General features: G+C 40.1%; 27 protein-coding genes, 1 tRNA gene and 2 pseudogenes. 12 read left to right on the plus strand and 18 right to left on the minus strand.

All coding sequences use genetic code 11. The annotated features are described in order from the left end of the window. Positions 1-26: 26 nt before the first annotated feature. Positions 27-3,320 (minus strand): DNA polymerase III subunit alpha, encoded by a 3,294-nt coding sequence (gene dnaE / locus BCAMP_RS04825; protein WP_035314127.1) that lies wholly within the window; start codon positions 3,318-3,320, stop codon positions 27-29. A gap of 195 nt (positions 3,321-3,515) precedes the next feature. Between dnaE and BCAMP_RS04830 the strand changes: the two are divergent. Further along, positions 3,516-4,284: pseudogene (locus BCAMP_RS04830) on the plus strand (exodeoxyribonuclease III). Between the two features lie 304 nt (positions 4,285-4,588). Here BCAMP_RS04830 and BCAMP_RS13790 read toward each other — a convergent pair. Next, on the minus strand, positions 4,589-5,518 hold the full coding sequence (locus BCAMP_RS13790; protein WP_035314129.1) for a DHH family phosphoesterase: 930 nt from the start codon (positions 5,516-5,518) through the stop codon (positions 4,589-4,591). A 9-nt stretch (positions 5,519-5,527) separates the two neighbouring features. Beyond that, on the minus strand, positions 5,528-6,844 hold the full coding sequence (locus tag BCAMP_RS13795; protein ID WP_035314160.1) for a DRTGG domain-containing protein: 1,317 nt from the start codon (positions 6,842-6,844) through the stop codon (positions 5,528-5,530). 192 nt (positions 6,845-7,036) lie between these two features. On the opposite strand from BCAMP_RS13795, the gene BCAMP_RS04845 reads away from it, so the two are divergent. After that, positions 7,037-8,137, plus strand: coding sequence for a M24 family metallopeptidase (locus BCAMP_RS04845; RefSeq protein ID WP_035314130.1), 1,101 nt, complete (start codon positions 7,037-7,039; stop codon positions 8,135-8,137). 81 nt (positions 8,138-8,218) lie between these two features. Here BCAMP_RS04845 and BCAMP_RS04850 read toward each other — a convergent pair whose 3' ends face one another. The 5 genes from BCAMP_RS04850 to BCAMP_RS13035 all read right to left on the minus strand — a co-directional run bounded on the left by BCAMP_RS04850 (position 8,219) and on the right by BCAMP_RS13035 (position 11,960). Beyond that, positions 8,219-8,920, minus strand: coding sequence for a LytR/AlgR family response regulator transcription factor (locus BCAMP_RS04850; RefSeq protein WP_084038552.1), 702 nt, complete (start codon positions 8,918-8,920; stop codon positions 8,219-8,221). Between the two features lie 114 nt (positions 8,921-9,034). Then, complete coding sequence (locus BCAMP_RS04855; RefSeq protein ID WP_035314134.1) at positions 9,035-9,529, minus strand: GNAT family N-acetyltransferase; 495 nt, start codon at positions 9,527-9,529, stop codon at positions 9,035-9,037. A 156-nt stretch (positions 9,530-9,685) separates the two neighbouring features. Beyond that, positions 9,686-11,065, minus strand: a complete 1,380-nt coding sequence (gene rlmD, locus BCAMP_RS04860; RefSeq protein WP_035314136.1) for a 23S rRNA (uracil(1939)-C(5))-methyltransferase RlmD — start codon at positions 11,063-11,065, stop codon at positions 9,686-9,688. Between the two features lie 59 nt (positions 11,066-11,124). After that, positions 11,125-11,562, minus strand: coding sequence for a YihY/virulence factor BrkB family protein (locus BCAMP_RS12525; protein WP_084038554.1), 438 nt, complete (start codon positions 11,560-11,562; stop codon positions 11,125-11,127). A gap of 5 nt (positions 11,563-11,567) precedes the next feature. Then, the gene (locus BCAMP_RS13035) at positions 11,568-11,960 is read right to left on the minus strand and encodes a YihY/virulence factor BrkB family protein (protein WP_084038556.1); all 393 of its coding nucleotides are present in this window, start codon (positions 11,958-11,960) and stop codon (positions 11,568-11,570) included. Between the two features lie 128 nt (positions 11,961-12,088). Here BCAMP_RS13035 and BCAMP_RS04870 point away from each other — a divergent pair, with 128 nt between their 5' ends. Further along, complete coding sequence (locus BCAMP_RS04870; RefSeq protein ID WP_198015711.1) at positions 12,089-12,313, plus strand: DUF1128 domain-containing protein; 225 nt, start codon at positions 12,089-12,091, stop codon at positions 12,311-12,313. Between the two features lie 347 nt (positions 12,314-12,660). On the opposite strand, the gene map is transcribed toward BCAMP_RS04870, so the two are convergent. Beyond that, positions 12,661-13,419: a type I methionyl aminopeptidase gene (gene map / locus BCAMP_RS04875; protein ID WP_035314140.1), complete on the minus strand. Its 759-nt coding sequence runs from the start codon at positions 13,417-13,419 to the stop codon at positions 12,661-12,663. Positions 13,420-13,662: 243 nt separating this feature from the next. On the opposite strand from map, the gene BCAMP_RS04880 reads away from it, so the two are divergent. The 4 genes and pseudogenes from BCAMP_RS04880 to BCAMP_RS04895 all read left to right on the plus strand — a co-directional run bounded on the left by BCAMP_RS04880 (position 13,663) and on the right by BCAMP_RS04895 (position 17,645). Beyond that, positions 13,663-14,109, plus strand: a complete 447-nt coding sequence (locus tag BCAMP_RS04880; RefSeq protein WP_035314143.1) for a flavodoxin — start codon at positions 13,663-13,665, stop codon at positions 14,107-14,109. Between the two features lie 25 nt (positions 14,110-14,134). Further along, a pseudogene (locus tag BCAMP_RS04885) lies at positions 14,135-15,041 on the plus strand (diacylglycerol/lipid kinase family protein). Between the two features lie 23 nt (positions 15,042-15,064). Beyond that, positions 15,065-16,297 carry an aminopeptidase gene (locus BCAMP_RS04890; protein WP_035314145.1) on the plus strand — a complete coding sequence of 411 codons (1,233 nt, stop codon included), beginning with the start codon at positions 15,065-15,067 and terminating at the stop codon, positions 16,295-16,297. A gap of 100 nt (positions 16,298-16,397) precedes the next feature. Continuing rightward, a complete protein-coding gene (locus BCAMP_RS04895) occupies positions 16,398-17,645 on the plus strand; it encodes an MDR family MFS transporter (protein ID WP_035314146.1) in 1,248 nt (415 codons plus the stop codon). Positions 17,646-17,696: 51 nt separating this feature from the next. On the opposite strand, the gene deoC is transcribed toward BCAMP_RS04895, so the two are convergent. Then, complete coding sequence (gene deoC, locus BCAMP_RS04900) at positions 17,697-18,341, minus strand: deoxyribose-phosphate aldolase (RefSeq protein ID WP_035314147.1); 645 nt, start codon at positions 18,339-18,341, stop codon at positions 17,697-17,699. Positions 18,342-18,475: 134 nt separating this feature from the next. Here deoC and BCAMP_RS04905 point away from each other — a divergent pair. Together BCAMP_RS04905 and BCAMP_RS04910 are read left to right on the plus strand one after the other, a co-directional pair. Beyond that, positions 18,476-18,549: transfer RNA gene (locus BCAMP_RS04905), tRNA-Arg, on the plus strand. A 25-nt stretch (positions 18,550-18,574) separates the two neighbouring features. Continuing rightward, complete coding sequence (locus BCAMP_RS04910; RefSeq protein ID WP_035314148.1) at positions 18,575-18,946, plus strand: PaaI family thioesterase; 372 nt, start codon at positions 18,575-18,577, stop codon at positions 18,944-18,946. Here the strand turns inward: BCAMP_RS04910 and BCAMP_RS04915 are convergent. Further along, the gene (locus BCAMP_RS04915; protein ID WP_035314149.1) at positions 18,943-19,326 is read right to left on the minus strand and encodes a hypothetical protein; all 384 of its coding nucleotides are present in this window, start codon (positions 19,324-19,326) and stop codon (positions 18,943-18,945) included. The two genes, BCAMP_RS04910 and BCAMP_RS04915, sit on opposite strands and share 4 nt — an antisense overlap. A gap of 9 nt (positions 19,327-19,335) precedes the next feature. Further along, the gene (locus tag BCAMP_RS04920) at positions 19,336-19,902 is read right to left on the minus strand and encodes a DNA/RNA non-specific endonuclease (protein WP_051456897.1); all 567 of its coding nucleotides are present in this window, start codon (positions 19,900-19,902) and stop codon (positions 19,336-19,338) included. Between the two features lie 460 nt (positions 19,903-20,362). Here BCAMP_RS04920 and BCAMP_RS04925 point away from each other — a divergent pair, with 460 nt between their 5' ends. Both BCAMP_RS04925 and BCAMP_RS04930 read left to right on the plus strand, forming a co-directional pair. Next, positions 20,363-21,094, plus strand: coding sequence for an MIP/aquaporin family protein (locus BCAMP_RS04925; RefSeq protein WP_035314150.1), 732 nt, complete (start codon positions 20,363-20,365; stop codon positions 21,092-21,094). A gap of 188 nt (positions 21,095-21,282) precedes the next feature. Then, on the plus strand, positions 21,283-21,483 hold the full coding sequence (locus BCAMP_RS04930; protein WP_035314151.1) for a cold-shock protein: 201 nt from the start codon (positions 21,283-21,285) through the stop codon (positions 21,481-21,483). Positions 21,484-21,572: 89 nt separating this feature from the next. Here BCAMP_RS04930 and BCAMP_RS04935 read toward each other — a convergent pair whose 3' ends face one another. From BCAMP_RS04935 to BCAMP_RS04955, 6 genes are all read right to left on the minus strand, one after another. After that, on the minus strand, positions 21,573-22,682 hold the full coding sequence (locus BCAMP_RS04935; protein WP_035314152.1) for a D-alanine--D-alanine ligase: 1,110 nt from the start codon (positions 22,680-22,682) through the stop codon (positions 21,573-21,575). 202 nt (positions 22,683-22,884) lie between these two features. Beyond that, positions 22,885-23,658 (minus strand): hypothetical protein, encoded by a 774-nt coding sequence (locus BCAMP_RS04940; RefSeq protein ID WP_051456898.1) that lies wholly within the window; start codon positions 23,656-23,658, stop codon positions 22,885-22,887. A gap of 41 nt (positions 23,659-23,699) precedes the next feature. After that, complete coding sequence (locus tag BCAMP_RS13450) at positions 23,700-23,867, minus strand: Lmo0850 family protein (protein ID WP_156921143.1); 168 nt, start codon at positions 23,865-23,867, stop codon at positions 23,700-23,702. Between the two features lie 102 nt (positions 23,868-23,969). Continuing rightward, the gene (locus tag BCAMP_RS04945; RefSeq protein ID WP_035314153.1) at positions 23,970-25,325 is read right to left on the minus strand and encodes a PFL family protein; all 1,356 of its coding nucleotides are present in this window, start codon (positions 25,323-25,325) and stop codon (positions 23,970-23,972) included. 13 nt (positions 25,326-25,338) lie between these two features. After that, positions 25,339-25,608: an ACT domain-containing protein gene (locus BCAMP_RS04950; protein ID WP_035314154.1), complete on the minus strand. Its 270-nt coding sequence runs from the start codon at positions 25,606-25,608 to the stop codon at positions 25,339-25,341. 23 nt (positions 25,609-25,631) lie between these two features. Then, positions 25,632-26,276: a GntR family transcriptional regulator gene (locus BCAMP_RS04955; protein WP_232217916.1), complete on the minus strand. Its 645-nt coding sequence runs from the start codon at positions 26,274-26,276 to the stop codon at positions 25,632-25,634. 433 nt (positions 26,277-26,709) lie between these two features. Between BCAMP_RS04955 and BCAMP_RS04960 the strand changes: the two genes are divergently transcribed. Then, on the plus strand, positions 26,710-26,984 hold a 275-nt coding region (locus BCAMP_RS04960; RefSeq protein ID WP_232217917.1), incomplete at its 3' end, for a helix-turn-helix domain-containing protein.

Below are 26,984 nucleotides of genomic sequence, written 5' to 3' on the forward strand. Positions count from 1 at the left end.
TAATCATTAATTAAAGCAATCGTCAATTACTTCATCACCCAACCTGAAGGGGATAATAATGTATCTAACGCCTTCGCTAACGACTCTGTCATTACAATATTAAATGAATTATTCAAGGCAATACCACGGCGGGTTGCTTTATCCACAACAATCACTTCCACTGTTCCTGGCTCCGTTGCTAAAATTTCTTTTAGGGCAATAATTTGCGTTGACTCACAGTTAACATACAATCGTTGGGCTGGGGCAAACGGCGCATCATCTTCTTCTAACAACGTCATACTATTTACAACAAGCTGTTGCTTACCTTGACGTTCACTCATTTTTCCGTTTAAAATGACGGCTTTATTTTCGACAAGAACACCTTTCATTGCACGATACGCTTGCGGAAATACCACACCTGAACGTTCAGTGCTAGGGTCACTCACCGTAATAAAACACATCAACTCGCCTTTTTTAGTTCGAGTTTCTTTCAATTGGTGTACATACACCCCGAAATTGGCTGTTTGCTCTAATTTAACCGTTTGTAATTGTTGTACATGCGCACGTTTCAGTTGATGCGGGTAACTTGTTAGTGGGTGTTTCGATAAATACATCCCCAAATAGTCTTTTTCTTGAGTTAACCGATCGATGGCTGGCATTTCGGGCATTTCGGTATATTTCGGTTTGAGTGCTAAAGTCGAACCACCGATTTCATCAAATAGATCAACTGGTGAATCGCCCTTGCGACTGAGGTCGGCTAAATTCAACGCTGAATCAATCGTCGCCAATAAGGTCGAACGTGTCTTATCCCATTCGTCACAGGCTCCTGCTAAAATAAGCGCTTCTAAAATTGGTTGCGTTGCTATTTTAGCGGGTAAACGGCGGCATAGATCAAATAAATCTTTAAAGGCTCCCGCTCGTTTTCGTTCAGCCACAATCACCTTCACTGTTTGTGATCCGATTTTTTTAATACTGCTCAGACTGTAACGAATTGCACCGGCTTCATTGCAGAAAAAATGATAACTGTGATTGATCGATGGTGGTAAAATCGTCAAATCACGTTTACGTCCTTCCGCTATGTAAGTTGTCAACTTCGACTCATCACCCGTCACAGACGTCATTAAGGCAGCATAAAAAGCAGCTGGGTAATGGGTTTTCAAATAGGCCAATTGGAAGGCGATTTTGGCATAGGCGACTGAGTGTGAACGGTTAAAACCATAGTTGGCAAACCGAACAATCAGATCGTACACCTCCTCGGCAACCGCTTCACTTACCTGTTGTGCAATCGCACCGGCGACAAAGCGCTCACGTTGTTGTTGCAATACAGCTGCCTTCTTCTTACTGACTGCACGGCGGAGCATATCCGCTTCACCTAAGCTAAAACCAGCTAAGGCTGAAGCAATTTGCATGATTTGCTCTTGGTAGACGATAACACCATAAGTCGGTGCTAAAATATCCTCGAGGGCTGGATGTGCATAAGACACCTGTTCTTTGCCATGTTTACGTGCAATAAACGTGCTGATTTGTTCCATCGGACCGGGACGGTAAAGGGCATTCACAGCGACGACATCTTCAAATGAGGTCGGGATTAGGCGTCGCAACACTTGGCGAATACCAGGCGATTCAAATTGAAAAACACCGTTTGTATCACCCGCTTGAAACACCCTTAACGTCTCCGTATCATTGAGTGAGATTTTTTCAATATCAAACTGAGGCTGTTCGTAACGGACCGCTTTAATAATCGTTGCCAACATCGTCAAGTTGCGTAAACCTAAATAATCCATTTTCAGCAGACCTATTTCTTCTAGATCACCCATTGGATATTGTGTCAGTAACGCATCGGCACTCCCTTTTTGCAACGGAACATAATCAATTAATGGGGCATCACTAATAATAACACCGGCGGCATGAGTCGACATGTGACGAGGCAACCCTTCAATCGTTTGTGCAATCCGCCAAATTTCTTCATTGCGCTTACTACTATTAATATGGCGACTCAGTGCTTTTGATTCTGTTTGCGCACCCGCTAAAGTGAGTCCGACTTGCTGAGGCAATAAATTCGACCATTCACTTAATTCAACCCGGTTCAAACCAAACACACGGGCGGTATCACGAATAGCAGCTTTGGCGGCTAACGTACCAAATGTTCCAATTTGAGCGACATGCTGTACGCCATATTTTTCAACTGTGTACGCAATCATCTCGTCACGACGGTTATCAGGAAAATCCAAATCGATATCGGGCATTGTCACCCGTTCGGGATTAAGAAAACGTTCAAACAGTAACTGATACGCAATCGGATCAACATCGGTAATCCGCAATACATAGGATACAAGTGAACCTGCTGCTGACCCTCGGCCTGGACCTGTTAAAATCCCATTTGTTTGTGCATGATGCATGAGGTCCCATACAATCAAGAAATAATCATTAAAGCCCATCTCATTAATAATACCGAGTTCATAGTGCAGTCGCTCAACATAACGTTGTGCGGGATTGCTAAAGCGTTGGCGTAAGCCTTCTTCGGCTAATTGTTGTAAATACACCTTTGCCTCAAGACCATCTGGCGTTTTGAACTTCGGTAACAACGTTTGATTGAGTTCAATCGTCACCTCACTTAGGTCTGCGATTGTGGCGGTTCGTTCAAGTGCTTCACGTTGTGCTGGTGTTTGCCATAACGCTTCTAATTCTGTTGGACTCGTAAAATAATGCGTTCCTGTAGGAGCCAGTGTTTCCCAATTTATAATCGTGTTGTCACGAATCGCTTCTAATACGGCTAAACTTTTAACGTCCTCCGGCTTTAAATAACGCACATCACTAACAACAACTGTATCGCTCTCCGCCGCAAACGCCCATTGCGTAACCTCAGCTTCCGGTTGAGAAACACCTAAGTAGGCTGTTGGAAATTGACTTAAGACTGCTAGTCGCTCTTCTTCGATGAGTTGTTCGAGCGCGGGTGATACGGGTAAAATAACACTCATATTCTCGGCATAAGCATCGAACCATTTTTTCGGTAAAAAAGCGCATTCTTCTGTTTGCAACGCACTTGTCATTTTCATTAAGTCGTGATAACCTGCCGTATTTTGAGCGATAACAAGCATCGGTAGTGACGCCACTTCACCGATTGGTTGTTCAACCTCAATCTGCATGCCATATAACGGTTTGATCCCGTAAGCTTCACATGCCTTCTTAAAACTTAAGGCACCATATAAGTGATTTTGATTGGTCATTGCGAGCGATTGATAGCCTAACTGAGCTGCTGTTTTTACAAGTTCTTCTATTTTTAATGTGCTCGATAGCAAATCGAAGGCAGTTGCCACCTGCAAATGAGTATAATTGGTCATGTTAAAAGCCTCCTAATCGTTCTGATCTTCTGAGCGATGTTTCCATCCGCCTTTTCATCTTCATTATACGCAATATTTTCACAAAAGGGAAAGGACGTTCAAATGATATTTTGATTATTGTAATTTTCAAGTTTAAAATGCTATATTAAGAGCAACACATGCAGTCTTGCATTAACAATTAACCGAGGTGATAAAATGAAGTTTATTTCATGGAACGTCAACGGCTTACGAGCGGTTGTCAAAAAAAAATTTCGAAGCGTATTTCATCAACAGTGAGGCCGATTTTTTCTGTCTACAAGAAACAAAACTGCAAGAAGGTCAAATCGACCTTTCTTTTCCAAGCTACCACAGCTATTGGAACTACGCTGATCGTAAAGGCTATTCGGGAACAGCCATCTTTACGAAGCATGAGCCTCTTTCTGTTCGTTACGGTATTGAGCAAGATGAACATAACCATGAAGGACGTGTCATTACGCTTGAGTATGCTAATTTCTATCTCGTCACGGTATACACACCTAACTCCAAACAAGCGTTGGCACGTTTAGAATACCGCATTAAATGGGAACATGACCTAACCGACTATTTAGTCGCTCTTAAAGAACAAAAGCCAGTTATCCTTTGTGGCGATTTAAACGTTGCTCATAAGGAAATCGACTTAAAAAATCCGAAAAACAACCGTCATAATCCCGGCTTTTCTGATGATGAACGTCATTGTTTTAGCTATTTACTTGCGCAAGGTTTTACCGACAGTTTCCGTCATTTCTACCCCGATTTAACCGGTGCCTACTCTTGGTGGTCATACCGCTTCAATGCCCGGGCAAACAATGCTGGTTGGCGCATTGATTACTTTTTAGTAAGCGATGCACTTAAATCACAGATGACATCCGCTACCATTCACGCCGATGTTCTTGGCTCTGATCATTGCCCGGTTGAATTAGATATCGACGTGACAGCAAACAGATAGAACTGGAGAAACGAAAGTGATAGCAGCTCGTTTAACCGCGTATAAATTAGAACTACCGCATTTTCCGATTATTTACTATCGGCAAGTAAGGGAGTGAAACTTACTAGCTGTTGGCTGATTAAGCTAGAGGATATAACAGTATCTCTATTCAATCTCATCATCTGATACACAAAATTACTGTAATCGCATTCGAAAGAAAATGAAGTCTGTTTGGACTTTGTCTACAATCCAAAAGGCCTCGACGTTAATTCGTCGAGGCCTTTTTTTTAAATTATTCTATAAACTTAAGCGGATAAACAGACAGTTATTGACACACCGCTTCTAAATCAGCAATTAAGCAATCGGCTTCTGCCCATGAATAGACTGTTGCACCCGAAGCTAAATTATGTCCTCCACCGTTGTATTTTGCAGCAATCTCATTAATGGTAATCGCTTTAGAGCGAATACGCACACGAATACGTTCTGGTTCTTCGACGAAAAAGGCCCAAACTTTCACGCCTTCAACTTGTGCCACTGAATTAACGAGCATCGCGGCTTCATCCGAACTAATCGCGAATTGCTCTAGCAGGTCAGGCGTAATTTTCAAATAGATAACTCCTGCTTCAGACAGCTTAAAATGTTGCAAGACATAGCCACTGAAACGTAAGACACGAATGTCTTTTTTATACATTGTATTAAAGATAGCCGAGCGATCAAAATCATAAGACGCCAAAGTTGAGACATAACTAAACGTACGCGATGTTGTGTTTGGGAACATAAAACGTCCTGTGTCGCCGACAATTCCTGTAAATAATAACCGCGCTGCTGTCGCTGTCATTTGTAATTCGTCCGCAAACTCTGCCTGGAATTCACAAATCATTTCGCTCGTCGACGAAGCGTTTGTGTCGACCCAAACGATATCACCGTAGACATCATTATTTGGGTGATGGTCAATCTTAATCAACTCTTTACCCAAGTTAAAACGGTCATCATCTATCCGAGGTGCGTTCGCTGTATCTAGTACAATGACAAGTGCCTCTTGATATATGCTATCATCAATTTCATCAAGATCACTTAAAAAGGCTAATGATTCTTCAGGCTGTCCGACACGATAAACTTTTTTCGAGGGAAAACTTGCCATAATAATTTCAGCTAAGCCACATTGTGAACCGTAGGCATCAGGATCTGGTCTCCCATGTCGATGTAAAATAATAGTATCATACGCTTTGATTTTATTTAAAATCTGTTGTTTCATCAGCTTCACTTACCTTTCAATAATTTGAACAGACACTAATGCCTTGCTCATAATTTGATTATCAACTTTAACAGTAATATCTATTTTTGCCGTTTTACGACTTTGCTCAAGTAACAAGGGTTCGAATTCTAATAAACTATCCATTTGAATCGGTTTCAAAAAGTAAATTGTCATTGATTCAATCATCATATTTTGATGTTTCGCACTTGTCATCATTTGTTGTACTACTTCACATAACGTTTGCGATAATACACCATACGACAAAGTTCCGATATGATTTGTCATTTGGGGTGTTACTTTAAATTTAAAGGTTTCATCTTTGCTGTAACTACTTTCGGGAAAAATAAATTGATTCACAATCGTATCGTCTAGCGTTTCGCCGATTTGTGGTTGACGTTGCATTAATTGCATTGCTTTTAAGACATCTTCACGACTAACAATCCCTACTAACGTTTGATTTTCTTTCACGACGGGAATTAGTTCAATCCCTTCCCAAATCATCATATGCGCAACTGAAGGCACCGTCATTTGTTCACCAACGACAATGGGGTGACGTGTCATTAAATTATCAATCGCTGTTGTACTTGGGTGATCACTAATATCCTTTGGTGATACGACACCAACCAAACGACCATTTTTATTAATAACAGGGTAACGATTGTGTCCCGTTGATTCCTGTAATTGATAATAGGTCGCCACCGTGTTTGTACTTTGAAGCGCGGTCACCTCTGTGATCGGCTTTAATATATCAGACACAAACAAAATTTCTTTTTTAATGAGACGATCATAAATCGCACGGTTGATTAACGTCGCTACCGTAAAAGTATCGTACGAGGTGGATATAATTGGCAATTCGAGTTCATTCGCTAATTTTATGACCTCATCATTCGTGCCAAATCCGCCCGTAATTAAAACTGCTGCGCCTTTTTCGAGTGCCAATTTTTGAGCATTGACACGGTTTCCGACGATTATCAAATGTTTCGCTTCAACGTAACGTTCCATTGCTTCAATCGTCATCGCGCCAATCACAAAACGATTCAACGTTTTGTGGAGTCCTGTCCGCCCACCTAACACTTGGCCGTCAGTCATGTTCAGAATTTCAGCATAGGTTAATTTTTCGATATTTTCTTTGATTTTTCGTTCAATTCGAATCGTTCCAACACGCTTTATCGTACTGACGTAACCTGCATTTTCAGCTTCCTTAATCGCTCGATAAGCAGTCCCCTCACTGACGCGCATGTTTTGCGCAACTTTCCTTACAGAAATCTTGTCTCCTACTGGCAGTTTTTCTATATACGACATAATCAATTCGTGTTTCGTAGTCACCAACTAACAACCCCTCTCGTCACACTCGTTTTCATTTGTTTTTGCCGCGTTTCTGTTATAGTTTGATTTATTTAAAATTATAACACAGAACAGCAGTCCGACGCATGCTCATAACATAATGCATTACATTCTATTTTATGGTACACTGAAACGGTAATTTATCAGATTATAGGTAACAAGAAAGGACTTACTATGCTAAACAAACTTGACACAATCCAACAACACTTAAGAGATAACAACTTAGATTTTGCTTATATTTCTAATCCGCATAACATTGGTTACATTACAGGTTTCCATAGCGATCCACACGAACGCGTATTGGCGCTTTTTATTTTCGCAAATACGATTCCGTTACTATTTGCACCAGCACTTGATGTTAGTGATGCAAAAGCATCCGGTTGGGAATTTGACATTAATGGTTACACTGATAGCCAAGAACCATTTGACTTAATTACTGACCTTATTAAATCTCGTACGACCGATGTTAACGCCATCATGATTGAAAAAGATCATCTGATTGTTGAACGCTACTTGAAATTACAAGCCGCTTTTCCAAATGCTACATTTAGTAATGGTAATGACTTGATTAATGGCATGCGTGTCATTAAGTCTCCTGATGAATTAGCAATCATGAAAGAAGCCGCAGCGCTCGCTGATTATGCCGTTGAAGTTGGTGTCGCTGCCTTAGCTGAAGGTAAAACTGAGCTTGATATTATTGCTGAAATCGAATATGAATTGAAGAAAAAAGGCGTCACTGAAATGTCATTCGCAACGATGGTCTTAACAGGTGTTAACGCCGCTTCGCCTCATGGTAATCCCGGCTTAACACAAATTCAAAATGGTGATTTGGTCTTATTCGACCTTGGTGTGATGCACAAAGGTTATGCGTCCGACATTTCTCGGACTGTAGCCTTTGGGTCGATTACACAAGAACAAGAAGAAATATACAATACTGTTTTAAAAGCGCAATTAACTGCAATGAATACCGTTAAAGCTGGCGTTTCCGCGAAAACAATCGACATGGCTGCTCGTCAAACGATTACCGATGCCGGCTACGGTGATTACTTCACGCATCGACTTGGGCATGGTTTAGGTATTACCTGCCATGAATTCCCGTCAATTACTGATACCAACGAAATGATTCTTGAAGAAAACATGGTCTTTACGATTGAACCTGGTATTTATTTACCTAACGTTGCCGGTGTTCGAATTGAAGATGATGTTGTTGTCACTAAAGACGGCGTTATTTCATTAACAACCTATCCAAAAGAATTACAAATCATTTCACAATAACAGCACGCTTAAGTTGCTTCTCGCTCATTTCCATAAACAACAGTCCCCTGTCATGAAATTGCAATGACTGGGGATTGTTGTTTATGGTTCTTCTTTTAAACGTTTCATCAAACGATAGTAACCGCGGACCGATGTGTGTACTTTTTTATTTTGCGGAAAATAAATTTGTTGTTCTTGCCGATTAACCGACATTATTTGTTTTAAGTTCACAATCACACCATGATGACATCTAAAAAATGAGGAGGGTAATTTATCAGATACCGCTGCTAAACTCGTACGATATAAGTAATTCCGTTGACGACACACAACCTTTATTTTTCGTAAATGCATGACATGCTCAAAATAAAAAATATCATTGAAGTCGACCAAATACACATGATTAGCTTGTTTAATCGCTAATTTCCGTCGATTGAAGTCACCTACTAAAACATATTGACACAATAACTTCTCAACGACTAAAGCAACAGTTGACTTTATAACCTGTTCGTTTTCTTTTTCATCAATGATTGTATATATTTCATGGCTGTTCTGTAATAACGCTAAAATCTCACGTTCCTTTTCATAGACATAAACCGTATAACACCTTGCCAAACTTATAGCTAGTTGCTCACTATGATGTTCATCGATAAATTGAATAACCGTATCGCCATAACAGAATGCATTGGGAAACTTGCTAATTTTAACCTCTTGATGATCAATTGAATAAAACCATTGGATGATTTGGCGATTGATTATTTTATTCAGGCGTTCATTTTCAAGTTGACAATACACATAAAACATCATTGGCCTCCTTTATATCACCTACCGTTTCCTAAAATTATATACGATGGTCAATAGAATTAAAAGTTTTAAAGGCATAAAAAAAACTGTCCTAATCATGTGTAGGACAGCTTTTCGTTATAACTGCTTATCGTAACAATAAAATTCAAACGGTAATTCTGGACGTTTCATGATGCCTTTGAAATCGTAATCCTTCTTGGCAAAAAATGCACGCATTTTCTCATTTGTCACATACGTATCGCTTTTCAAATACCCTTGACTAGTTGTCACCGCTTTTTGTTCAGCAAAGGCAAATAACTGTGAGGCAATTCCTTGGCTACGACTTTTAGTCGAAACCGCGCAACGATGAATGACCGTTGCGCGCTGTTTACTCGCCCATTCAATCGTTGCATATTCATCATCTGTCTCTGGACTAATACAAATAAATCCAAGCACTTCCATATCCGCTTCAAACACATATAATTCATTTCGTCTAATATCATTTTCGAATACCTCATAGCTTGGATATGTCTCATCCCATTGTAAATTGTTTTCAGCTTGCATCATTGCAATTGTCTTTTTCACTATCATCATAATTGGTTTAATATCTGCTTCAGTTGCTAACCTAATCATCTAACCGCTCCTTGCACCTTATTAATAAACATTTATCTACTATAACAAAAAAACACTATAACATATAGCTCAAAAAAAGCGAACTAAACGGTCTTTTTTGACAGCTCAACACATTCAAAAAAACACATCGAAAACAAGTTTCGATGTGTTGCTGCTTTATTTCAATTCGAGTAATGTCACCGACTCCACATGTGCTGTTTGCGGGAACATGTCGTACGGTGTCACTTCTTTAATCGTATAATGATGTGTTAATTGTTGCACGTCTCGCGCTAAGGTTGACGGATTACATGAAACGTAAACAATTTTTTGCGGACGTACTTGCTTGAGTGTGTCTAATAAGGCATCATCACAGCCTGAACGCGGCGGATCGACAATTACGACATCCGGTTTAAAACCTTCTTTAACCCAGCGTGGCATAATCTCTTCAGCCTTACCAGCCTCATACTGAACATTCGTGATGTTGGCACGAGCGGCATTGCGTTGCGCATCTTCAATCGCGTCAACAACAATATCCATTCCTCGTACTTCTTTAACTGCGTGCGCTAATGAAAGACCGATTGTTCCGACACCACAATACGCATCCACGACTGTTTCCGTTCCTTTTAGTTCGAGGACATTTGCCACTTTACGATATAACTTTTCAGTTTGTTCAGGATTCAATTGGAAGAAAGCACGCGCTGATAAATCGTAACTAATGCCTGTCATCGTTTCAGAAATCGTTTCTTTACCCGCTAAAACAAACGTTTCTTCCCCAAATACAAGCGACGTCTTTTCTTGATTAACATTTTGCATCACCGATACAATTTGCGGAAAAGCTGTGCGTAAGTTTTCAATTAACTCACGTTTACGCGGTAGTTTTTTACTGTTTGTAATAAAGACGACTTGAATTTCATCCGTATTTTTCGCCTCGCGTACAACAATCGTCCGAACAATGCCGCTGTTTTTTTCTTCATCGTAAATAGGCACATTTAATTGTTGCAACTGTTGTTTAATAAAGGCTGTGATTTGTGTTGTATGTGGTTGCTGAACAACACATTCTTCGATATCAATTAAATGATGCGATTCTTGTTGATAAAGTCCCGCTTTAATAACACCATCAACTTCACGCACTTGGAACTGACTCTTATTGCGATAAGCCCAAGGGTTTTTCATCCCGACCGTATGTTTAACTTTTAACTTATCCATTGGAATTTTCGTATGCTTTTGAAACGCTTGACGTATCATGTCACGTTTCATTACAAGCTGTTTATCATAAATTAAATGTTGCAACTGACAACCACCACATTCTTCATAAATGGGACAAAGTGGTTGAATCCGATCGGGTGACTCCCGTTCGATAGTTGTCATTTCAGCTTCTAAATACTTTGGAAACACCTTACTAATTTGAGCAACGACACGTTCGCCTGGTAAAGCTCCTTTTATAAACACAATCGTGTTATCAAAGTAGCCAATCCCTTCGCCATTAATACCAATTCGTTTAATAATAACTGTCATTTTTTGGCCGACACTAAATTGTTGCGTTTTTACTTCTTTCATTTTCATTTCCTCCTAAAACCATAACTAACAAGTGACTTATATCTCATTAAATTTACGCTTTATTCATGCGTTTTAACATCAAATAATTGTTTTTTAGATAATAACGTTTTGCGATACGTTGCATAGGCTGCATTGATCATCCCTCCGATTAACACAATAATGCCTGATAAATAAAACCATAACATTAAAATGATGACCGCTCCAATACTACCATAAATTGCTGAGTAATTGCTGAAATTATCGATAAAAATTGAGAATAAATACGAGAACACTAACCAACCAATCGATGTAAAGGCTGAACCGATTAGTGTTTCTCTAAATTTAATTTTATGATGTGGCAAAAAGCGATACAATAAAACTAAGGCTACAAAAATACCGAGCACAACGATGCCCCAACGCATAATATCATAGCGTTCAAAAATATTAACATCAAATTGCAAACGTTTCGAGATGAACACACCAATTTGTCGACCGAATACACCGACAATCGCAACGATACCGACTAAGAAAAAAAAGAAAAAACCATAAAAACCATCGACATGATGCGCTGCATAATAAAATGACGCGGTTCAGTCGTGTTATAAATATGATCCAACGCTTTTCCGATTGCATTTACACCATTAGAAGCTGACCAAATCGTCCCTAAAATCCCGAGTGATAATAAACTCGCATTTTGATGATTTAACAAACTTTCAACCAAGCCATGAATTAAATCATACATTTCATGGGGAACGAGCTCCGCCATCATTTTATAAACACTTTCTTCATTGATATGTAAGTATGAAATTGAAGCTGAGAAAAATAATAAGAGCGGAAATAATGAGAGAAAAAAGAAATAGGCTAATTGCCCACCGACGGCCGTAATATCGACCTTTGTTAGATTTTTAAAAAAAATAACTAAAAAACAGTTTTACCTTTGTCATTTGCACACCTTCTTTCTGTTATAATTCCCAACACATTACACAGCAAAACATTTTTATGCTACAATTTATCCCATACTAATTAAGAAGGGGAGTTATGTCGATGAACGAAGCTACACCAGAAAACGTCACGGTGATGTTACAAACGATTACAACCAAACTGCAAATGATCAATGCAGAAGTCATGGCGCACCGGACAATTGATTTGAACGATTATGAAGAACTCCACGATATTTATACATTTGTAATGAAACGAACAACCTTCAGTACCAATGAATTAAATATGATTGCTGAAGAACTTGGTCAGCTAACTATTAGCCGCTCGTAAGTAATAAAGGAGTCCTCTGTTAGACGGAGGACTCCTTTATTTAAACTAAGTTCTATAAGATGAACTCATTTAATGGTACTTGGGTGGTTTCTAAACGGTTTCATTCACTTTAATTTTTTCCAGTTACTTCAACCAGAAGCTCTCAACTTTCAGTTAAATGCTTGCGACGGAAAATAGTCGCTCTCATTTCACTTCCAAGTTATTCCCTTCTAAACGGTTTCATTCACTTTAATTTTTTCCAGTTACTTCAACCAGAAGCTCTCAACTTTCAGTTAAATGCTTGCGACGGAAAATAGTCGCTCTCATTTCACTTCCAAGTTATTCCCTTCTAAACGGTTTCATTCACTTTAACGTTTTTCACCTTGGTCTGTTAAAATAACAGGCCCATCTTTCGTAATCGCTAATGTATGTTCGAATTGACAGCTTAATCCACCATCGATTGTGCGTGCTGTCCAACCATTTTTATCCATTTTAGCACGCCATGCACCTGTATTTACCATCGGCTCAATTGTAATAACCATACCTTCTTTAAGACGTAAGCCTTTGCCAGGTAAGCCATAATGCGGTACTTCTGGCGCTTCATGCATTGTTGGTCCAATACCGTGACCAATAAATTCACGAACAACACTAAAACCTTCGGGTTCAACATACGATTGAATCGCATGACCAATATCGCCAATCCGGTTGCCGACAACAGCTTGTTTAATCCCTTTATAAAGCGCTGTATGTGTCACATCGTACAGACGTTGTACTTCGTCTGAGACATCTCCTACTAAATAACTCCAAGCTGAATCGCTCATCGCGCCATCAAGATTTACGACTGTATCAACCGTAATTAAATCGCCATTTTTCAATGGTTTTTTCGTTGGAAAGCCATGACAAATTTCGTCATTCAAACTTTGGCACGTCGCATACTCATAACCTTCAAAACCGATTTGCTCTGGAATCCCTCCACCGGCAATAATTTCTTTTTCAACAAACTTATCCAATTCCCAAGTTGTAATACCTGGTTTAATCATCTCTTTTAATTTGATGTGAATACTTGCTAACAACTCGCCTGAGCGACGCATTGCTTCGATTTCACGCGGTGACTTAATTGTAATCATTCTATTCATCCTTTCAATTGCTTTTCTACTATATTATAAACATAAATATTACTTTTTAAAAGGCTATTGCAAAAACTCTAATGATTTCGTTATCTTTTAACATCTCATAGTCATTTTTTTAACTTTTTCACTATCTTTTTGATAATAAACTGACAATTTGTAACATTAACATGTCAAATTACAGCTCTAGTATGTTAGAATAACATCAGATTACTATATAGAAATAAGAAAGAGTGATATTCGATGACTACTGCTAAAATTGTTTATGCCAGTATGACTGGTAATACGGAAGAAATCGCCGATATTTTCGGTGAAACATTAGAAAAACATGGAATCGAAGTCGATATCGAGGAATGCGTCACTGTCTCTCCCGAAGATTTACTCGATTATGATATTTGTCTCGTGGGAGCTTACACGTATGATTTTGGCGAGATTCCCGATGAATTTGTTGATTTTTATGAAGAAATGGCAGAAGTCGATTTCAGCGGTAAAGTATGTGCTTCATTTGGTTCAGGTGATACATTCTACGATGACTATTGCTTACTCGTCGACTTCATTCAAACCCGCTTTAAAGAGCAAGGGGGGACGATTGCAGGCGAAGGCATTAAGGTTGATTTGGATCCCGACACAGATGATATCGCCGCCATCGAAACATTATGCGAAGCCATTGTCGCCCAAGTGAATGCCTAAATAAAAGAGTAAGTGAGGTGATTGGATGAGTTCAATAGCAATGTTGATTGTCAATCCATCGTCAGGAAAAGAAAAAGGAAAAAAATATTTAAAATTTGCCGAAGAAACCTTATTAAAACGCTTTGACCGGGTCGATGTCCGTTTAACCGAAAAAGGTGGCGACGCGACGATTTTTGCCCGTGAATCGGCAAAAAAACATTACGATGCCTGTATCGCAATGGGTGGTGACGGGACGCTTAATGAAACCATTAACGGCTTAGCCAATCAAGCACACCGTCCGACCTTCGGCTTAATTCCACTCGGAACAGTCAACGATTTGGCGCGCGCGCTCAAAATACCAAAGCAACCGAAGCAAGCAATTAAAATGCTCGCTCATGCTGACGAATCTGATTTAGACATTGGTAAAATTAATGGGCATTATTTTATGAACGTGGTCGCAATCGGGAGTATTCCTGAAGCTGTTGACCGCGTCAGTGTCAAACAAAAAAACACAACTAGGTGCAATGGCTTACTTCATCGAAGCTGCAAAAGCCTATGCCCGTAAAGAAAAATACCATTTTCATATCGAATCAGCTGAACAATCCTACGCGGTTGAATCAGAGTTAATTATCGTTTCATTGACGAACTCTGTCGGTGGTTTCGAAAAGCTAGCACCTGAAGCAGAAGTCAATGATGGGTTATTCCATGTGTTTGTCGTATCTGATAGTACCTTAATTGAACGGACGAAACTTTTACCACAATTATTTAGTGGACAAGTTAGTCAAAATGAAGGCTTACTCGCGTTTCAAACGAATAAAGTAGCCATCGCTTCTGATGATGCGATTTTAAAATCTAACGTCGACGGCGATCCTGATGATCACTTGCCGCTCCACTTAGAAGTACTACCCTCTCATTTAAAAGTCTTTGTGCCTGAAAAAACAAGTAACAAATAATTTACTAAAAGGGGAAATGACCGATGAAAAACTTTAAAGAACGTTTACAAAAATATGCCGAACTTGCTGTTAAAGTTGGTGTCAATGTCCAACCCAACCAAAAAGTATACTTAACGTGTACAATCGAAAATACCGAAGTTGCGCATGCAATTGCTGCAGAAGCATATAAAGCAGGTGCGAGTAACGTCATTGTTAAATATGTCGATTCAACCTTAGCTCGTTTGAAATATGAACATGCACCGTTGGCGATTTTCGAAGAAGAACCCACGCATTTTGCAAACGAACGAATTGAACTCGCGAACGAAAATGCCTGTTTCATTTCGATTACTGGTCAAGACCCTGATTTATTAAATGGTATCGATGCGGCTAAAATTGCGGCTAACAACAAGGCCTCTGGCAAGGTGATGCGCCCATTCTTACAATTGGCACAAGCTGACAAAATCAGCTGGACCGTCTTAGGTGCACCAACAGCTGGTTGGGCTGCAAAAGTCTTTCCTAACTTACCGACTGAAGAACAGATTCCGGCGCTTTGGGAAGCGATTTTCAAAACAATGCGAATCGATAATGAGAATCATATTGAAGCGTGGTACGCGCATGAAAAAACATTGACCGACAAGGCCGCTGTTTTAAATGACTTGCACTTAAAAACACTCCACTACACTGCACCAGGGACAGATTTAACGATTGGCTTACCTGCGAAACACCTCTGGGTGGCAGCTGGAAGTGTCAATGCCAAAGGCACGCGTTTCACTGCCAACATCCCAACTGAAGAAGTCTTCTCGGCCGCTGAAAAAACAGCCGTTAATGGCTTTGTTAGCAGTACGAAACCACTTAGTTATGGTGGAACAGTCATTGACGACTTTAAATTGACCTTTGAAAATGGCCGTATTATCGATGTTGTTGCGAAACAAGGCGAAGAAGTGTTACGCCATCTCATCGATTCTGATGAAGCCGCCAAATACATTGGTGAAGTGGCCCTCGTACCACATCCATCACCCATTTCACAATCAGGGATTTTATATTACACGACCCTGTTTGATGAAAATGCTGCGAACCACTTAGCCATTGGGAGCGCCTATGCGTTTAACATCGACGGTGGTAAAGAGATGACACCTGAACAACTTGAGGCTGAAGGCATCAATCAAGGGCCTGTTCACGTTGATTTCATGATTGGATCGGGTGAAATGGACATCGACGGCATTAAAGCCGATGGTACTGTTGTTCCTGTTTTCCGCAAGGGTGACTGGGCGTTTTAAACGCAGTGCTCTCGTAAGGAAGTCCCTTTTTGAGTCCGACGAATTCGTCGGACTCATACTTTATGCTTAACTATAATACATTCGTGATTGGAGGTTTTTGATGCGCTTTTCAACTTGGGATATTAACCTCAAAGTACGCTTGTACGGCGAAGCATTTGTCGACGTCTCTTTTTGGATGATTTTCCCCTTTTTAACATTATATTTTTCTGAAACATTAGGCCGAGCGACTGCTGGTCTCTTACTGATTATTTCGCAAATCATTACAGCTTTTACTGGTTTACTCGGTGGTTTCTTAGCTGATAAATACGGTCGCAAGCGTATGTTACTCGTGGCGATTAGTGGCGAAATCGCGTCATTTATTTTATTCGCCTTTGCCCGGAGCTCCTTGATTGACTCACCGATTCTTGTATTGGTCGCTTTTACTGGTGTGAGTATCTCTGGTTCATTATACCAACCAGCCGCTCAAGCAATGATTGCTGATGTGGTTCCCGAAAAAGATCGCGCTTATATCTTCTCGATTTTTTTCACGATGTTAAATATTGCGGTCGTCGTCGGACCACTGCTTGGCGCTGTCTTTTTCATTACTTATCCGGTGCAAACAATTTGTGCGATTATTTTCTTCGAAACAATTTTACTCATTGCACTCGCGAAGTTGACTCACGAAACCTTACCGCACACAGCAACAAAACAACCAGCTGGTAAACAAACAATTGCTACTGTCTTAAAAGAACAATTCAGTAGTTACAAGGTTGTTTTACGCGACAAATTATTTCTTTGGTTTATCGTTGCTGGAATTTTAACGACCCAAACAATCATGCAAATCGACATGTTGTTCCCGATTTACATTAAGGAAGTTATTCCAACAACCGTCAACCTCTTACGTTTAACCTTAAATGGTGAGCAAGTTTTCGCCATTTCGTTAGCGATTAATGGCTTCATTGTTGCCTTAACCGCCATTGTGATGACCAAATGGCTGGCACGTTATAAAGAAGGGCTGATTTTCGTGTTGTCCTGTACCTTTTATGCTGTCGGACTTCTGCTTTTTGGCAGTTCCATCTCTGTCTGGCAATTTTTCATCGCGATGGTTATCTTTAGTTTCGCTGAAGTTATGGTCGTAGGTTTCCAACAAAGTTTTGTCGCACGGATTGCCCCGGTCGAAAATCGAGCAATCTACTTTAGTGCCTCAGGCTTACGTAATACCATCGGACGGGTTGTGGCACCGTTAATGGTGACCTTATCGGTCGGCATTGGTTACTTCCCGACGTTTATTGTGATGGCTTTATTAACACTGATTGCCGCTGTTATTTATTACCTCGTCTTTAAACGTGAAGAACAGCAGCAACGCTAAAAAAAAAGACTTCGTTATCGATTGATTAAGCTCGATAACGAAGTTTTTTTTTTAGTTGATGAGCATCACACTCGTGCTTGCACCAATGCGATTCGCACCCGCTACAATCATCTGTTGTAAATCTTCTTTTGTTCGAATACCACCAGCGGCTTTAACACCAACTTTTTCACCGACTGTTTGACGCATTAACTTGACTGCTTCAACCGTCGCACCACTCGTTGAAAAACCAGTTGATGTTTTAACAAAGTCTGCTCCCGCGCTGACTGCCAACTGGCAGGCACGAACAATTTCAGCCTCATCAAGCAGGCTTATTTCAATGATTACCTTTAGCACAGCTTGCTCTTCGTGTACTAAGCTAGCAATCGCAGCAATTTCCGCTTTAACGGCCTCATCCTGTTGTGCCTTTAGCGCACCAACATTAATAACCATATCGATTTCATCTGCCCCATTAGCTAAGGCCTCTGCTGTTTCGAATTTTTTTACGGCTGTTGTGGTGGCACCTAATGGAAAACCAACGACTGTACAAACAGCGACTTCCGACTCTTGCAAGGCTGCCGCAGCTAGTTTTACCCACGCTCCATTCACACACACCGCTGCAAAATCATGTTGCTTGGCTTCTGTTATTAATTGTTCGATTTCTGTTTGTGTTGCCTCTGGTTTTAATAAGGTATGGTCAATCATTTTGGCTACTGACATGTTTAAATCCTCCTCGTATACAAATCCCACTATTAGCATAACACTCGTGTCATCTTCGCTCAAGCAATATTTAACACTAGCTCACGTTAGCCTCTTGTAAAAGATAGTCTTTTTTTGGTATACTAATTGCATTAGTCCCGATAGCTCAGTCGGATAGAGCATTCGTTTCCTAAACGATGTGTCGTGGGTTCGAATCCCATTCGGGGCCTTACTTAATAGTGGGAGGTGCTAAGATGACGTTAATGCAAAGCTTACAAATGGAAGCTGTCAGCGTGACGAAAGAAGCTGTCATATATAAGATGCCGGTCAATGAGGCAACAACACAACCATTTGGCTTTTTACACGGCGGTGCAACAGCTGCCTTAGCAGAAACAGTGGCGAGCGTTGGTGCAATGTGTCATCTCGCATCCACACAGATTGCCTTTGGGCTCGAAATCAACATCAATCACCTGCGATCCGTCAGAACAGGCGCTGTGATCGCCACCGCCACTCCCATTCATATCGGCCGTAGCAGCCACGTATGGGACGTTCGTGTAGTGGATGAAGAAGAACACCTCATCGCTATTAGTCGCTGTACGCTTGCAATTAGGACAAAATCAGCTTAAACGTCTGCTAAAATAGTTGACGTGATTTTTTTAGCTGTATAAGCCTTTAAAAAGACCACCGCTGGGTACGGATAACGTTCGACCTGCACAGCTTCTAACGACACTGGTACAACCAGTGTCGTTTTATTTTGTTCAATGATATAATCACCATCAATTGTCATTGCAATGAGGAGATCTTCACCGGTATCGGTATTGGGATTATACAAATCGAGTACGATTGTGTCACTGGCCTGTAACGCGTGATAAATGGAGACAAGTTTTGCTTGAAAATGATAGGCATTAAATAAGAGGTAACCTTTAAAATCCTTAATGTTTGCTTGATTTAATTGTTCAAGTAGCTCATCTGCACTCAGCGTATCCGGGTAGTCCATCCAGTCCATTAGCTCCACCTACTTTTCATTTTTTATTGTAACGTTAAATAAGATATCACCAGCTTCAGTTAAACTTTGCCCTTCCATTTTCACAAAGGCTGGCATCAAGTCATCGCCTTCAAAAACAGGTGTCACACGGTAACGTACTTTATCACCCGCTAATAACGAACGACGAATCGCATTCTCATAATTTGTCATATCTGGCGAATTAACCGGATATTGATAAATCGTCATTAAATTACGGCGATCAGTGCCACTCCCACCCAGTTGTTTACCAATCAAATGCCCACGTGAGTGATTATAGGGAGCATTCCCTGAAATAAACCCTGTTGGTTTAATGTTATATTCCGCCTTCGTACCTGTATCATACATCTCTTTTGTTAAGACTGCATTAGCTGTCGTCACACGACCTAAACGATCCAGTTCACCATATTTGATGTAGCTTGCTTGATTGGTGTTTAAATCTGCCGCTGTAAACGTTGTTTTTTCTTCTTCAACGAGATGATTGGCTGTTGTTGCTTTATCGTATTTGGCCGCTCGACTCGAAGAACTCGTCGTTGTCTTAGTCTCCGTTTCTGAATGCACAGTGGATTCACTTATAGTACGCTCTGTAACGATTGAAGTATCATCCGTTTTTTTCATTTTTTTTCAAAAAAAATAGTTGTATCCTTGAAAGATTGCAACGAGTATAATAATAATAAGTAATGTCGAACGTTTCATCTTCGATAGCTTCTTCAACTCTTTTTTCGTTAATCTTTGTGTCCGTTTTTTGTTTGCCATAGTAATTTTATCGCTCCTTTTTGATTTATTTCAGTATAACCTATAAATAACGTTCACAAAATACTTTTTCTCATACTATTTTACGTAAAAATGAAAGCGTTTTTATGAAAACTGTCACAAATTTTCCTTTTTCTTTTGTCCATTTTTAGACAAACGGCTTTATAGATGCTTGTTGTTGCTCTAATTGTGTAAGATGAACTTATCGATTTAGCTTATTTTTTTTAATTAGCATTTGTCAGATAACTATAACTTTGGAGGTTTCATTATGCCCTATGACTTAACAACCCGACTCATCTCAGAACTAATTGGTACAGCACTCTTAATTATTATTGGTAACGGGGCCGTTGCCAATGTTGAACTCAAAGGTACTAAAGGCAATAATGCCGGCTGGATTATTATCGCTTTAGGCTATGGTTTTGCCGTAATGATGCCCGCCCTCATCTTTGGTGGTATTAGTGGCAATCACATTAACCCAGCTTTCACTATTGGGTTGGCGATGAACGATTTGTTTCCTTGGTCTGAAGTATTGCCGTATATTTGTGCTCAACTTGCCGGCGCCTTCATCGGACAACTTTTAGTCGTCGCTGCTTTCAAACCCTATTATGATCAAACAAAAGAATCCGAAAAAATCTTTGCCACCTTTGCAACGAATAATAATGCAAACAGCAACGTAAATGGATTTATCAATGAATTTATTGGAAGTTTCATTCTGTTCTTTGGTGCCATCGGTATTACCAGAGCACCCTTTTTCGCTGACAATGCGGGAACAGCTCACCTAGCACTAGGTTTTCTCGTCTGTGCGCTTGTATTATGTGTCGGAGGATCAACCGGTCCCGCATTGAACCCGGCTCGTGATTTAATGCCACGTATTTTGCATAGTTTATTACGTTTGAAAAATAAAGGCAGTTCTCAATGGGGATATTCTTGGGTACCCGTCGCAGCCCCAATATTGGCTAGTATCGCTGCTATTACCCTTTATTCATACCTTTATTTGTGACAGCTAAACAATCATTTTAAAATTTTTTATTGTATAATTTTAAAAAATGTATTATGAATTCAAGCGAAAGTGTGTTATTCTAGGTATATAGTATTTTTGTAGGAGTAATATGTAAGTGTTTCACTTCCATAATTTATGTCCAACAGGAATCAATACACGCCTATAGGCATAAGGAGGTTTGTTATAACATGGCAAACGGTAAAGTAAAATGGTTTAACGCAGAAAAAGGTTTCGGTTTTATCGAACGCGAAGATGGCGATGATGTATTCGTACATTTCTCAGCTATCCAATCTGAAGGTTTCAAATCTTTAGACGAAGGACAAGCAGTTTCTTTCGACGTTGAAGATGGTCAACGCGGTCCTCAAGCAGCTAACGTTGTTAAAGACTAATTGTTGATTGGAACGTATTTCTTCGGAAATACGTTCTTTTTTTTGTTTTAATAACTAAAACCCCTAAGCCATCGGCTTAGGGGTTTTAGTTATTCGCTTTTATTTTGCAATTGTGCTGTTTGCGCAAACCGTGCTTGCGCCAACTCAATCATCCGATTAAGCAACTGATCATAAGGTAAGCCTGATTCAGCCCAAAGCAATGGGAACATACTCACTGGTGTAAAACCGGGCATTGTATTTAACTCATTAAGGTAAATACTGTTATCTGCTGTTACAAAGAAATCCGCTCGCGATACTCCCGTACCATCTAAGGCAATGTAGGCTTTTTTTGCATAGGCTACAATTTGCTCATAAACGCCTTCATCTAATGGCGCTGGTATGACTAACTGAGTTGATGAATCAGCATACTTCGCTTTATACGTATAGAAGGAGTGACTCTCTCCTTCTGGGGTTATTTCACCCGCTACAGACACTTCAGGTCGTTCATTACCTAAGACGGCTACTTCGACCTCTCGTGCGGTTACGCCCTGTTCTACGACGATACGACGGTCATATAAAAATGCTTCTGCCATTGCCGCTTCTAATTCAGCCTCTGCGGTCACTTTTGAAATACCGACGCTTGATCCCATATTAGCCGGTTTCACAAAAACAGGATACGTCAATGCCGCGATAGCTGCTACCATATCCGCACGACGATCTTCCCAATCAACATTACGGACCGCAACATACGGAACTTGTGGAATCTTCACAGCTGTGAAGATTTCTTTCGAGATGATTTTATCCATTCCTGCTGCTGATGCAATGACATTAGCCCCAACATAGGGGATGTTTAGCGTTTCAAACAACCCTTGAATCGTTCCATCTTCACCGTTCGGTCCATGTAAAACTGGAAAAGCAATCACGTTAGCAATTTTCGTTAACTCACCAATCGTTGTTTTAACGCCCACTGAGGCTGTTTTAACACCATCGCCTAATAACATTTCATCGGTATCACTAATCGTAAATTTCAATTGTTCAGCGTTAGCGACTGGCTCAAGTAATAACGGCCCTTTTATCCATACGCCTTCATAACTAATATACATCGGTTGAATATGATACTGATTATAATCTAATGCTTTAATTACTGAAAAAGCAGACACAACCGACACTTCATGTTCAGCAGATTTCCCACCATAAAAAACCACGACTGTTTGTTTCATTCTGATTCCTCCTAGAAGCTGACTTCGAGCCAACATACGTTTATTATTTTACCATGTTTCACCCTGAATTTCTAAAAAATATGTAAGAAAATCATCACTTTAACTAATAATTCTGGTACTATCATAAACTGGTACCGCGTCGTTTATAGCTAAAAAAAAAAACAGCCGTAGCAAAAACCACCACAACTGTTTTACTTATGTCTCACTTCAATGACCATTCATCATTTTTCAATGAGTAAGTAAGCCATTTTTCAATGTTTACCTCTGTCATCTCTTCGTCAAAAATACTAGCGCTATCATCATCGCTATTTTTAATAATAATGGGTATCCGTACTTCTGTTTTAGTACGTTCACTTAAACCAAAGTCAAAAACACAGCCCTCTTTTAGTAACGGACGTAATGTCCGAATCAAACCAACAGGTAGTTTGTTTGCTCTTGTCGGACGAATCTTCCCGAACAAACTTTTCTTATGTTGGACTGCGTTCACCCGCATCGTAATGACCGCTGCTAGCATTTCATAAAAACGTGTAATATCACGGTAGTAGACCTTATTACGTTCACCCTCATCTAAGGTCAAGTATACATATTCATTTTGTAGCTTATAGTAAAAAGGCGAACGTAAATGTGTTCCGCGGTGACCTAAATATAAAATTTCAGCAATTTCTTGCCCGGTCAATTGATTAAGCATCTCTTCTTCTTCGAAATCAAGCCACGAAAAAGCGGTTGTCTGTTTTTCTAACGCTATTGCCAACGCTTTCGTCTTTTCACCCTCATCAATAAAACTGAATTTTGTATGCGGATTTAAATTCGCGACATCAAATTTACTATTTAATAATAATAGTGCACTCGGCAACCGTTTATTACCAATTCCATGCATAAAGTCAGTCAATGAGATTCCTTTAGAAATAACACTGTTTGTTACCGTATCTAAATAGATAACTATTTTTCCTTCGCTACTACGCTCTCTTTTTGCCACCCACGCTCACCTGACCCAACATGAATTATTTATCGATCTGCTTATTTTGTTCGAGCTGGCACAATCGCTAAAGCTGTTCCTCTTTGAACGATGCTTTGCCAAACATCATGACGAGATTTAGTTTTCGCAACAGAAATCCCCTGTTGTTTCAGTTTTTGAATAACACTGTTTAGATTAGCTTCGACTATCTGGCTATTTTTACTCATCATGCTGTCCTCCTCGCTTAATTTAGACTAGATACTATAGGATTATTTTACCACATTTCCGACTCTTTAAGCAGACTTCTTGATTCTTTTTTTTTAATAGCCTCATTAATTTTTAAACGAGTGGATTGGCGCTGGAATACGACCGCCCCGTTGGATGAAGTCAGTTGAAGCAAATTGGTTGACCGGCATTACCGGACAGTAGCCTAACAGACCACCAAATTCCACCGTATCCCCCACGTCTGTTCCTGGTGCCGGAATTAAACGGACTGCTGTTGTCTTATGGTTAATAACACCAATCGCCGCCTCATCAGCAATCATCGCCGCGATGGTTGCTGATGGTGTATTACCTGGAATTGCAATCATGTCTAGACCCACTGAACAAATTGCTGTCATCGCTTCTAACTTCGCTAAACTCAGCGACCCATTAATGACTGCATCAATCATTCCCGCATCTTCAGATACTGGAATAAAGGCCCCACTCAAACCACCAACATGACCACAAGCCATGACGCCACCTTTTTTAACTGCGTCGTTTAAAAGCGCTAAGGCTGCTGTTGTTCCATGCGTTCCGACCACTTCAAGTCCCATTTCTTCAAGAACATGTGCGACTGAATCTCCAATCGCAGGTGTTGGCGCCAACGACAAATCGACAATCCCAAACGGTACACCGAGTCGTTTAGAGGCTTCAACGCCTACCAGCTGCCCCATACGGGTAATTTTGAAGGCCGTTTGCTTCACTGTTTCAGCCACGACATCAAATGATTCCCCTCTCACTTTTTCAAGGGCGCGTTTGACCACACCAGGTCCACTCACACCAACATGAATGACACAATCCGCTTCACCAACACCGTGAAAAGCACCTGCCATAAACGGGTTATCTTCGACAGCATTCGCAAAAACAACGAGTTTTGCACAACCGAGTCCTTGATTATCCTTCGTTAACTCCGCCGTTTCTTTAATAATTTCACCCATTTGTTTCACAGCATCCATGTTAATCCCCGCTCGCGTTGTGCCGACATTGACCGAAGAACATACGCGTTCGGTTTGGGCTAATGCTGCAGGAATTGAAGCAATCAACTTGCGATCGCCCGTACTGTAACCTTTTTCAACGAGGGCTGAGAAGCCACCGATAAAGTTAACACCCACTGCCTTAGCAGCTTCGTCTAATGTTTTAGCATAGGCGACATAGTCACTATCATCTGAAGCGCCTGCTACAAGTGCAATCGGGGTAACTGAAATACGCTTATTAATAATTGGAATCCCAAACTCAGCACTAATTTGTTCGCCAACTGCGACCAGATTGGCTGCCTTCGTCACAATTTTATCGTATATTTTTTGACGGGCTTTCTCACCATCGCTATCAATACAATCAAGCAAAGAAATCCCCATCGTAATTGTTCGAATATCGAGGTTTTCTTCTTCAATCATGCGGATTGTTTCTAATACTTGTGCTGTTTCCATTGCGTTAGCCCCCTTATATTTGATGCATCCGATCAAAAATCGCTTGATTTTGAATCACAATGTGAACCTTTAAGGTTTCGGCTAAAACGGAGGCTTTCGCCTTCACTGTTTCAAGCGTATTGTCCGCTTCTACCAAATCAACAGTCATCATCATCGTAAAATTCCCATCCAAAATTGTTTGAGACACATTTAAAATATTGATTTTTTCAGCTGCAAGCAACGCACTCACTCCTGCAATAATCCCTGTACCATCGCGTCCTATTACTGTTACGATTGCTTTCATGTCCATCGTCTCCTCTATTTAAATTAATTGGCATGTATGCGCGTTGAAAATTTAAAGCGGTTACCGACATATTGCGAATCGACATATTCAAATAATGTTCCATCACTAAGCGCTGTTGTTTGACGCAAACGCATCACCGGTGTGCCGAGTGGCACTTCAAGATACGGCGCAATTTTTTCAGAAACAGCGACCGCTTCCATCGTCTGCTGTGCATCACCGATTGTTAGGTGGAATTTATCACTAACAGTTTGAAATAACGAATTGGTCAATTCATCCCGTGTCAATTTACTGGCGATGTTCATCGGAATCGCAGCCACTTCGAATAATATCGGTGTGCTATCGCCATAACGGATTCGCTCAATTCGAAGCACTTCAGCATCTTCGGCTAGTTTGAGTGCCTTCGCTTCACTTCGCGTAACTGGCTTCATTGCAAATGAAACAATATGCGATGTCGGCTGTTTGCCTTGTTTCAACATTAAATTTGTAAAACTCGTCACGGCATCCATATTTTCAATCACTTTTTCTTCAGACACATATGTACCTGAACCAATTCGTCGATAGAGAATCCCTTCATCAACAAGTGCTTGAATCGCTTGTCGAACTGTCATCCGCGAGACATTAAACAGGAGCGCAAGTTGTCGTTCGGCTGGTATTGCTTCATGTACCATCCATTTTTTATTTTCAATATCTTTTTTTTATTTCATTTTGAATCTGCTGATAAATCGGCAGTTTTGACATCTTATTAATCATTCCTGCACTCCTTTTCCGAAAAAAAAAATCGACTTATTTAAGCTATACCAATAGTGTACCATATCAAATTTAACGTGTATGCTAAAACAATGAAATTGCTTACATTTTTAACTATTTTGTAACATTTACTGCTTTTTTGGCTAACAGATAGACAAAAAAAAACTAATGGCGAATTGTATAATCAAGTTAGCCACCTGAATTTATAAAAAAAGTGCCTTAGCGAAAAATCATGTATTATTGAGGTTACGACACCAAACAATAAAGGATGATTTTGCTATGACACTCATAAAGAATGACACATTTAAAACAAAACATACACACCTTTCTGTTGCCGAACATAGGATGATACAAATGTTACTCCGCAAGAAAGAATCACATCGGTCAATTGCTTATTTACTCAATCGGTCACCTCAAACAATTAACAACGAAGTTAAAAGGGGAATGATCACGAAAAGATTTCGATTGAAAGTAAACAAAAAACAAAGCACCGTCTTTCTTGTTCGTTCTTACTCGCATAAAAAGGGACAAGCTTGTTATGAACTCAAGCGCAAAAATTGTGGCCGTAAATACAAATGGATTTCCTGCGTTGCCTTCATTGAATATGTCACTCGAAAAATAGCAATTGA

The sequence above is a fragment of the Brochothrix campestris FSL F6-1037 genome (assembly GCF_000525915.1).
Lineage (GTDB): Bacteria > Bacillota > Bacilli > Lactobacillales > Listeriaceae > Brochothrix > Brochothrix campestris.

What these genes read in the sequence shown, in the direction of transcription:
- BCAMP_RS04930 (WP_035314151.1), top strand. Translation starts at nt 21,283, where the DNA reads ATGGCAAACGGTAAAGTAAAATGGTTTAACGCAGAAAAAGGTTTCGGT.
- deoC (WP_035314147.1), bottom strand. Translation starts at nt 18,341, where the DNA reads ATGTCAGTAGCCAAAATGATTGACCATACCTTATTAAAACCAGAGGCA.
- BCAMP_RS04880 (WP_035314143.1), top strand. Translation starts at nt 13,663, where the DNA reads ATGACTACTGCTAAAATTGTTTATGCCAGTATGACTGGTAATACGGAA.
- BCAMP_RS04915 (WP_035314149.1), bottom strand. Translation starts at nt 19,326, where the DNA reads ATGGACTGGATGGACTACCCGGATACGCTGAGTGCAGATGAGCTACTT.
- map (WP_035314140.1), bottom strand. Translation starts at nt 13,419, where the DNA reads ATGATTACAATTAAGTCACCGCGTGAAATCGAAGCAATGCGTCGCTCA.
- BCAMP_RS04895 (WP_035314146.1), top strand. Translation starts at nt 16,398, where the DNA reads ATGCGCTTTTCAACTTGGGATATTAACCTCAAAGTACGCTTGTACGGC.
- dnaE (WP_035314127.1), bottom strand. Translation starts at nt 3,320, where the DNA reads ATGACCAATTATACTCATTTGCAGGTGGCAACTGCCTTCGATTTGCTA.
- BCAMP_RS13790 (WP_035314129.1), bottom strand. Translation starts at nt 5,518, where the DNA reads ATGAAACAACAGATTTTAAATAAAATCAAAGCGTATGATACTATTATT.
- rlmD (WP_035314136.1), bottom strand. Translation starts at nt 11,065, where the DNA reads ATGAAAGAAGTAAAAACGCAACAATTTAGTGTCGGCCAAAAAATGACA.
- BCAMP_RS04870 (WP_198015711.1), top strand. Translation starts at nt 12,089, where the DNA reads ATGAACGAAGCTACACCAGAAAACGTCACGGTGATGTTACAAACGATT.
- BCAMP_RS04910 (WP_035314148.1), top strand. Translation starts at nt 18,575, where the DNA reads ATGACGTTAATGCAAAGCTTACAAATGGAAGCTGTCAGCGTGACGAAA.
- BCAMP_RS04855 (WP_035314134.1), bottom strand. Translation starts at nt 9,529, where the DNA reads ATGATTAGGTTAGCAACTGAAGCAGATATTAAACCAATTATGATGATA.
- BCAMP_RS04925 (WP_035314150.1), top strand. Translation starts at nt 20,363, where the DNA reads ATGCCCTATGACTTAACAACCCGACTCATCTCAGAACTAATTGGTACA.
- BCAMP_RS04935 (WP_035314152.1), bottom strand. Translation starts at nt 22,682, where the DNA reads ATGAAACAAACAGTCGTGGTTTTTTATGGTGGGAAATCTGCTGAACAT.
- BCAMP_RS04850 (WP_084038552.1), bottom strand. Translation starts at nt 8,920, where the DNA reads ATGATGTTTTATGTGTATTGTCAACTTGAAAATGAACGCCTGAATAAA.
- BCAMP_RS04955 (WP_232217916.1), bottom strand. Translation starts at nt 26,276, where the DNA reads ATGGTACATGAAGCAATACCAGCCGAACGACAACTTGCGCTCCTGTTT.
- BCAMP_RS04950 (WP_035314154.1), bottom strand. Translation starts at nt 25,608, where the DNA reads ATGAAAGCAATCGTAACAGTAATAGGACGCGATGGTACAGGGATTATT.
- BCAMP_RS13450 (WP_156921143.1), bottom strand. Translation starts at nt 23,867, where the DNA reads ATGATGAGTAAAAATAGCCAGATAGTCGAAGCTAATCTAAACAGTGTT.
- BCAMP_RS04890 (WP_035314145.1), top strand. Translation starts at nt 15,065, where the DNA reads ATGAAAAACTTTAAAGAACGTTTACAAAAATATGCCGAACTTGCTGTT.
- BCAMP_RS04845 (WP_035314130.1), top strand. Translation starts at nt 7,037, where the DNA reads ATGCTAAACAAACTTGACACAATCCAACAACACTTAAGAGATAACAAC.
- BCAMP_RS04945 (WP_035314153.1), bottom strand. Translation starts at nt 25,325, where the DNA reads ATGGAAACAGCACAAGTATTAGAAACAATCCGCATGATTGAAGAAGAA.